The sequence below is a fragment of the Streptomyces sp. NPDC054932 genome (assembly GCF_053610205.1).
The window spans coordinates 24,183-30,358 of the sequence record NZ_JBSGXU010000099.1 but is presented as its reverse complement, the minus strand read 5'-3'; the positions used below and the strand labels follow the sequence as shown (position 1 = coordinate 30,358).

The window sequence follows — 6,176 nt, the reverse complement described above, 5'->3', positions numbered from 1 at the left end:
CCGCGCCGTGTACTGCGCGGCGGCCGCCGGGTCATTCCTTCACCCGCGCGCGGCCTTGCGGGGCGGCGGGTCCGGGTACCGGGTCAGACCTGGCCTCGCCACTGTCCGGTGGCTGAGCCGCGGTCTTCGATGAAGTGCTTGAAGCGCTTCAGGTCGCCCTTGACCTGCCGGTCGACGAAGCCGAGCTTGTCGCCGATGTTCTCCGCCATACCCTCGGGGTCGAAGTCCATCATCAGCGTGACCTGCGTATGGGTGGGATCGATGGGATGGAAGGTCACCAGGCCGGACTGCTCGCTCTCGCCTCCGACGGTCACCCACGCCACCTTGGTGTCCGGGATCTGCTCCGTGATCTCCGCGTCGAACTCGCGCTCGACACCGCTGATCCTCGTCACCCAGTGCGTGAGCGTGTCCGTGCGCTGCTCGATCCGCTGCACGCCGTCCATGAACTGCGGGAACGACTCGAACTGTGTCCACTGGTCGTACGCCGTACGGACCGGCACGTCGACCTCGATGGACTCCTTGACCTTCGACATGACTGTCTCCTCTGGTCTGGGGTGGTGAAGCGGGGCCCGGGCGGTCTCGAGCCTGTCCGGCTTCCGCAGGGGCACGGGCATCCGTGCCCGTTCACCCCGCGCCTGCCCCGGCAACCGGGTGGTGACTCCCCGAACGAGGCCAATTCCCTGACCAGGCAGCCCCGCGCCGGTCTCCTCCCCTTGTGCGAGTGAGATGCCGAGGGCGGGGCAGGCGCAAGGGGAGCCGTTCCGCCCGCCGGCCCGTCCGCCCCCGACCTCCCGGACGCCGGGGGCGGACGGCCCCGGAGCCACGAGGGCACCGACGGCACTGCGATCGAAACGGAGTGAGGCGGTGAATCATGGGCGAGAAGAACCCGAACCCCCGCCCGGCGCTGCTTCCCGATGAGGGAGCCATGGTGGACGAACACGGCCGCCCGCCGGGAGCTGCGTCCAGGACCGGCACGGGCGGTGGCCCGCCCGCGGACCCGGACCGCGTGGACCGAGCCCGTGCGGAGACGACCCGGGGGAAGGCTCAAAAGGGCGGGTCTGTCCGAGGCGGCACCGCGTAGAGCGCCGGCACGGTGAGGGCCGGGCCCGAGGTGCCACCGTGCGCGCCGGTACCGGCCCTGGCCGGTCACATCGGGCGGAGCTCGAAGCCGGTTCGGGGGAGGGTGGGCATGCGGGACAGGGGAATGCCGAGGTCCTGGTCGGGGACGTCGTAGTCGAGCCGCGCCAGTTCCGTCGCGATGACCGCGAGTGCTGTGACGGTGATGTCCTCTCCGGGGCAGCGGTGGCCATGGGCCGGGTTCCCGCCGCCTTGGGGGATGAGGTTGTCCAACGGGTTCCGCGGCCCGTGGGGGTCGGCGAACCGGTGCGGGTCGAACCGGTACGGGTGCTCCCACAGGTCGGGATCGTGGTTCTGGCCGTACAGGTCGAGCAGTACCAGGGCGTCCTTTGGAATGTGTTCCCCGCGCCAGGTCAGGTCCTGCGCAGCGAGACCCGCCACGAAGGGGGCGAAGGGGTAGAAGCGCCGTACCTCGTGGGCGAACGCCTCGGCATAGGTGCCTCCGGTGTCGGCTCGCAGCAGGTCGCGGTGCTGGGGCCACCGGTGCAGCGCGTGAGCGGCGAACGTGGCGAACCAGGCGATGGCGACCGTGGGCCGGATGATGTTCAGCAGCTCCACGGCGGCGGTACGAGGGTCCAGAAGGGTTCCGTCCAGGTCGCGGTGCCAGGCCACCGTCTCCAGCGCCGAACCCTTGGAGTCCGCCTCCGGGGCCCGGCGCACATCGGTGATCAGGCCGGCGAGGGCCTGTTCCTGGCGGCGTCGTGCCCGGCGGGCGCGCAGGTGGCGGGGGCCGGGCGTGGCGAACCCGTCGACCATGGACGTGCAGTCGCGGGCCAGGTCGGCGGCCGCCGCGTCGGTGAGCGGCAGGCCCGCCCAGTCCCGGACGGCCAGGGCGAGGACCCTGGCGGCCTCGTCGAAGAGCACGACACGCTCCTGCTGCCGGTCGGCCGTCGCCTGGCGCCACCGCCGACCGACGTGCCCGCCCAGCGCGGCGACTCCGGCGCCGTCCTTGAGGAGGGCGATGAACATCGCCTTGCGTACCCGGTGCGCGTCTCCGTCGAGAGTGTGGACGGCGCCCTGGCCGAAGAGCGTGTCCAGGACGGGGTCGGGCAGGGCCGAGGTGCGTACGACGTGCTTCTCGTCGTAGAAGAAGGCGACCGCTTCCGGCCCGCGCAGGGCGACGGTGGGCCGGCCCAGCAGGCGGGTCCGGACCGTGCCGTCAAGGCTGCGGCGCATCCGGTTGGGCAGCCATGCGTAGCCGTGGGCGAGGAGCGCGAGCGTGCTGTCGTTCCACGGGGCGGTGGATTTCCTGGAGGAGGGCATGGGGCGCGCCTACCCGGCTTGGCCTGACGCACGCACGCGACAGCCGGGCGTCACTCGTGCGTGGTCGTACGTGGCCGTTAGTCCCAGCGGCCGGTGATGCGGTCGGGACCGCAGCGCGCGGCAGGACCTGAGAAAGGGGAAGGGAGAAGGGGGAGGAGAGAAGGGGAACGGGCCGGCCCCGGTCCATGGGTTCTGCCCGAGGTCAGTGGCCGAGGGCGTTCTTGAGCTGCTGCTTGGTCATCGTGGAGCGGCCATCGATGCCGCGCTTCTTCGCCTCCCGGTAGAGGTCGTCCTTGGTGCGTTCGGACGAACTGCCGCCGCCATGGGACTTCTCGCCGCCGCGTTGCGAGGCGGACTTGCCCTGGGTGGAGCTGCGGCTCGCGGTCTTGCTCTCCCCCGAACGTGCGCGTTCCTTGTTCACCGTCCGGGAGGCCATCTCCTTCGCACGGCTCTCCGACATACCGCGCTTCTCCCCGGACTCCTTGATGTGTTCGTACTGACGCTCGCGCTTGGGGCTGGCTCCTCGGGGCATGGCGTGACCCTTCGCCGACGGTGTGGTGACACGGTCATCGTGCGCATACCCCGATAACGCCGCATCTCACGCAATTCTGACCAGAAGCCTTCGTCGGGTGGGCGCGCCGTACGCGCTGGTCGGCACAGACCTACCGGTGGCCGCCCGGCAGGTGCGGGACCGGCTGGGCTCCGGGACGGCGTGCAGTGCAGCGACCCGACCCGACCCGTGCGCGCAGCGGAGACACACGTGCGACGCCCGTGGTGCATGGGACGCCCGTGCCGGGGCAGGCGACGCATCGGTGGCGGCCGGTCGGCCGTGGCTGCGACGTGTGCGAAGGAGCGAGATCGTGATGATGACTCACCCCGCGGTGCTGGCACGTCTGGTGGAGGAGTACGAGACGGAGTCGGAGCTCCGGGCCGCCGCCCGTCACGAACCGGTGCGGCAGCAGATGGAGGACGTGGTCTACACACTGTGCGTGTCGACCGGGACGCGTGACATCGAGGCCGCGCTGGCCGCGGCCCGGGAGCGGCTGCGTACCGTATGGCCCGGTGACGCGGACGGCGTGGAGGTGGCGGCGCAGGACGGTCGGACCTTGAGCGGTACGGCGCGATAGTCCCGGTGCCGTACCGGTCCCGGGCGGGCCGGTACGGCAGGCCCCCGCCCTGTGCCTAGTGGGAGGCGCAAGGACCGGGCCCGGCCCAGCTGGAGGCGCCTGCCGGTGCAGGCCCGCCACGCCGAAGATGGACTTAAATGAGCGAAAGGGTACAAATTATCTGGTGACGGCAGACGCGGAGGCTGATGTGGCGCGTGATCGGATCGGCCTGGCTGAGGTGCTGGCGGAAGCGGAGGATGCCGCCCCGGTGAACTCCCTCGACGTCGTCGCGCGTCATCTGAGTGAACGGTTCGGTGCGCGGTATGTGTCGTTCCTGTTCGTCGATGTCGTCGGCCGACGACTCCTGCGCGTCCACGACACGGCGACCACGCACCAGGAGGAGCGTGCCGCAGAGGTCCCCCTCGCGGGCAACAGCGTCTACGACGAGGTCCTGCGGACCCAGAGGCTGGTGCTGGCACCGGAGGGCGAGCAGGGGCAGCGGGTGCTCGCCCCTGTCACCAACCGCGGCGACGCCATCGGTGTCCTGGAGCTGTTCGTCGCCCAGGTCGCGCCGGACGTGCTGGATCAGGTCGAAGACGCTGCCCACGCGCTGGCGTACATCATCGTGACCGACCGCCGTTTCACCGACCTCTACCACTGGGGCAACCGCACCGCCTCGGTCAGCCTCGCCGCAGAGATCCAGCGCCAGCTCCTGCCCTCGGCCCCCTCCTGTGATGCTGCCGAGTTCGCTCTCGCCGGCGCCCTGGTCCCGCCGTCCGACATCGCCGGTGACACCTACGACTACAGCCTCGACAGCGACACCCTGCACCTGTCCATCACCGACGCCATGGGCCACGACGTCAATGCCTCGCTCATGGCCACCCTTCTGGTCAACGCCTCCCGCGGCGCCCGCCGCGCTGCAGCCGATCTTGCCGAACAGGCCCGCCAGACGCACCAGGCCCTCCTCGACCACGGCCGGCAAACCTTCGCCACCGGCCAGCTGTTGCGCATCGCCCTGGACGGAACCGGCGCCCGGCTCGTCAACGCCGGCCACCCCTGGCCGCTGCGGCTGCGCGACGGCGCGGTCGATGAACTGCGCCTGGCTGTGAACATGCCCTTCGGCGTCCCCCACCAAGGCCCCTACCAGGTCCAGGACCTCGACCTGCGCCCCGGTGACCGCCTCGTGCTCTACACCGACGGAATGCAGGAACGCCAGGCCCAGGCAGTCGACCTGCCCGGCCTCATCCGCAGGACGGCAACCGAGCATCCGCGCGAGGCCGTGCGCACTCTGGTCGCCGCGGTCACCGACGCCGACGACGGCCGGCCGCCCAGGGACGACGCCACCGTCCTGTGCCTGGATTGGTACGGCCCCCATCCGGAGGCCGCCGCGCGAACACCTGAGCCGACGCCTGGCCCGGGCCCCGGGAATGCGCACGTCACCCTGCCCGCTCGCGCAGCTGCGCCACGGGTGACGACAGCGATGCCGGTCCCGGCACCCAGGGAGGGTGCCGGGACCGGCGTCATCGTGCGAGAAGGCGATCAGGCGGGGCGGCCGCCGAAGGGGGCGCCGGTGCCGTAGTAGGTGCCCAGCTCCTCCCGGTAGCCGGCGTCGCCGAGGTGCTTGTCCCGGTGGAACTCGGGCGCGTTCTTGATCTGTTCCTTGGTGCCGACGACGAAGATCTTCTTGTCCTCCGGATCGATCCTGACGACCGTGCTCGCCGGCAACAGGACCTCCTTGCCGAAGATCCATACGCCGGTGTCCACGACCAGGTAGGCGTCACCGACCTCGTCCGAGTGCTTGTCGACCTTGCCGATGCTCCCGTCGGTCGCCTCGACCTTGTAGCCGGTCAGGTCCGTACCGGCCAGGTGGCCCGCGGTCGGCTGGTAACTCCACACATTCTCAGTCACGCGAAAACAACTCCTCGGTCAATGGAGGACGGAGGCGAAAATGCTTCCCCGCCGAACCTCCTTGTTCCGTACGTCGTGCCCGGCGGATGTGCTGCGTTCCGCCTGGACTTCGCCTGCCCCGCTTCGAGTGCTTCACGCGCCCGGATCGACACCCGCGACCAGAAGCCTGATGGCCTGGGCCGACTGCCTGGAGGGGGCTATTGATCTGCGCTCGGGACGGCCAAGGGATCGGCCGGGGCGGTCTTCTTCGCCGCTTCCATCTGTTCGCCGAGTTCGGTGAGGCGATTGCGGCCCATGGCCTTGCGGACGTCCGGGAACCACTCCTTCTCCTCCTCCTCGACGTGGTGGCGGACGTTCTCCATGAGGACCGTCATCTTCGCGTCGAACCGCTCGTCGCCCGGGTCGAGGTCCTTGAGTTCGGAGAGCATCCACAGCACGACATGGTGTTCTTCGATGCTTTCGAGGACGTGGTCCTTGGTGTCGGGGTCGGCCTCGCGGGCAGCGGGGTAGAAGATCTTCTCCTCGATCCAGGTGTGCGTGGTGAGTTCTTCGATGACCTGGTCGGCGATCTTCCGCTTCGTGGCGTGCGCGTTGTCGCCGGCCTTCTCGAACTGCTTGAACAGCTTCTCGACCGTCTTGTGGTCTTCCTTGAGCAGCACGATCCCGTCCACAGGTTCTCCCTTGTTCGTCCATGGGCGCGCGGCCGATCGCCCTGCCCCCGTGTACCCGGTGGGGTGGTGGCGACACTGCTCTCCGAGCGGG

General features: G+C 70.0%; 7 protein-coding genes. 2 read left to right on the top strand and 5 right to left on the bottom strand.

From position 1 onward, the window contains the following. Nucleotides 1–83: 83 nt before the first annotated feature. From ACWGE1_RS24620 to ACWGE1_RS24610, 3 genes are all read right to left on the bottom strand, one after another. On the bottom strand, nt 84–533 hold the full coding sequence (locus tag ACWGE1_RS24620) for an SRPBCC family protein (protein ID WP_453422650.1): 450 nt from the start codon (nt 531–533) through the stop codon (nt 84–86). Between the two features lie 613 nt (nt 534–1,146). Continuing rightward, nucleotides 1,147–2,400: a cytochrome P450 gene (locus tag ACWGE1_RS24615; RefSeq protein ID WP_453422649.1), complete on the bottom strand. Its 1,254-nt coding sequence runs from the start codon at nt 2,398–2,400 to the stop codon at nt 1,147–1,149. 202 nt (nt 2,401–2,602) lie between these two features. Further along, on the bottom strand, nt 2,603–2,932 hold the full coding sequence (locus tag ACWGE1_RS24610; RefSeq protein WP_453422648.1) for a plasmid stabilization protein: 330 nt from the start codon (nt 2,930–2,932) through the stop codon (nt 2,603–2,605). A 331-nt stretch (nt 2,933–3,263) separates the two neighbouring features. Between ACWGE1_RS24610 and ACWGE1_RS24605 the strand changes: the two genes are divergently transcribed. Then, nucleotides 3,264–3,527: a DUF5133 domain-containing protein gene (locus ACWGE1_RS24605; protein WP_453422647.1), complete on the top strand. Its 264-nt coding sequence runs from the start codon at nt 3,264–3,266 to the stop codon at nt 3,525–3,527. Between the two features lie 187 nt (nt 3,528–3,714). Next, nucleotides 3,715–5,085 carry a PP2C family protein-serine/threonine phosphatase gene (locus tag ACWGE1_RS24600; protein WP_453422652.1) on the top strand — a complete coding sequence of 457 codons (1,371 nt, stop codon included), beginning with the start codon at nt 3,715–3,717 and terminating at the stop codon, nt 5,083–5,085. Here ACWGE1_RS24600 and ACWGE1_RS24595 read toward each other — a convergent pair. Both ACWGE1_RS24595 and ACWGE1_RS24590 read right to left on the bottom strand, forming a co-directional pair. Beyond that, on the bottom strand, nt 5,046–5,414 hold the full coding sequence (locus ACWGE1_RS24595; protein WP_453422646.1) for a PRC-barrel domain-containing protein: 369 nt from the start codon (nt 5,412–5,414) through the stop codon (nt 5,046–5,048). The genes ACWGE1_RS24600 and ACWGE1_RS24595 overlap by 40 nt on opposite strands. Nucleotides 5,415–5,611: 197 nt before the next feature. Further along, nucleotides 5,612–6,085: a hemerythrin domain-containing protein gene (locus ACWGE1_RS24590; protein WP_453422645.1), complete on the bottom strand. Its 474-nt coding sequence runs from the start codon at nt 6,083–6,085 to the stop codon at nt 5,612–5,614. Nucleotides 6,086–6,176: the final 91 nt, after the last annotated feature.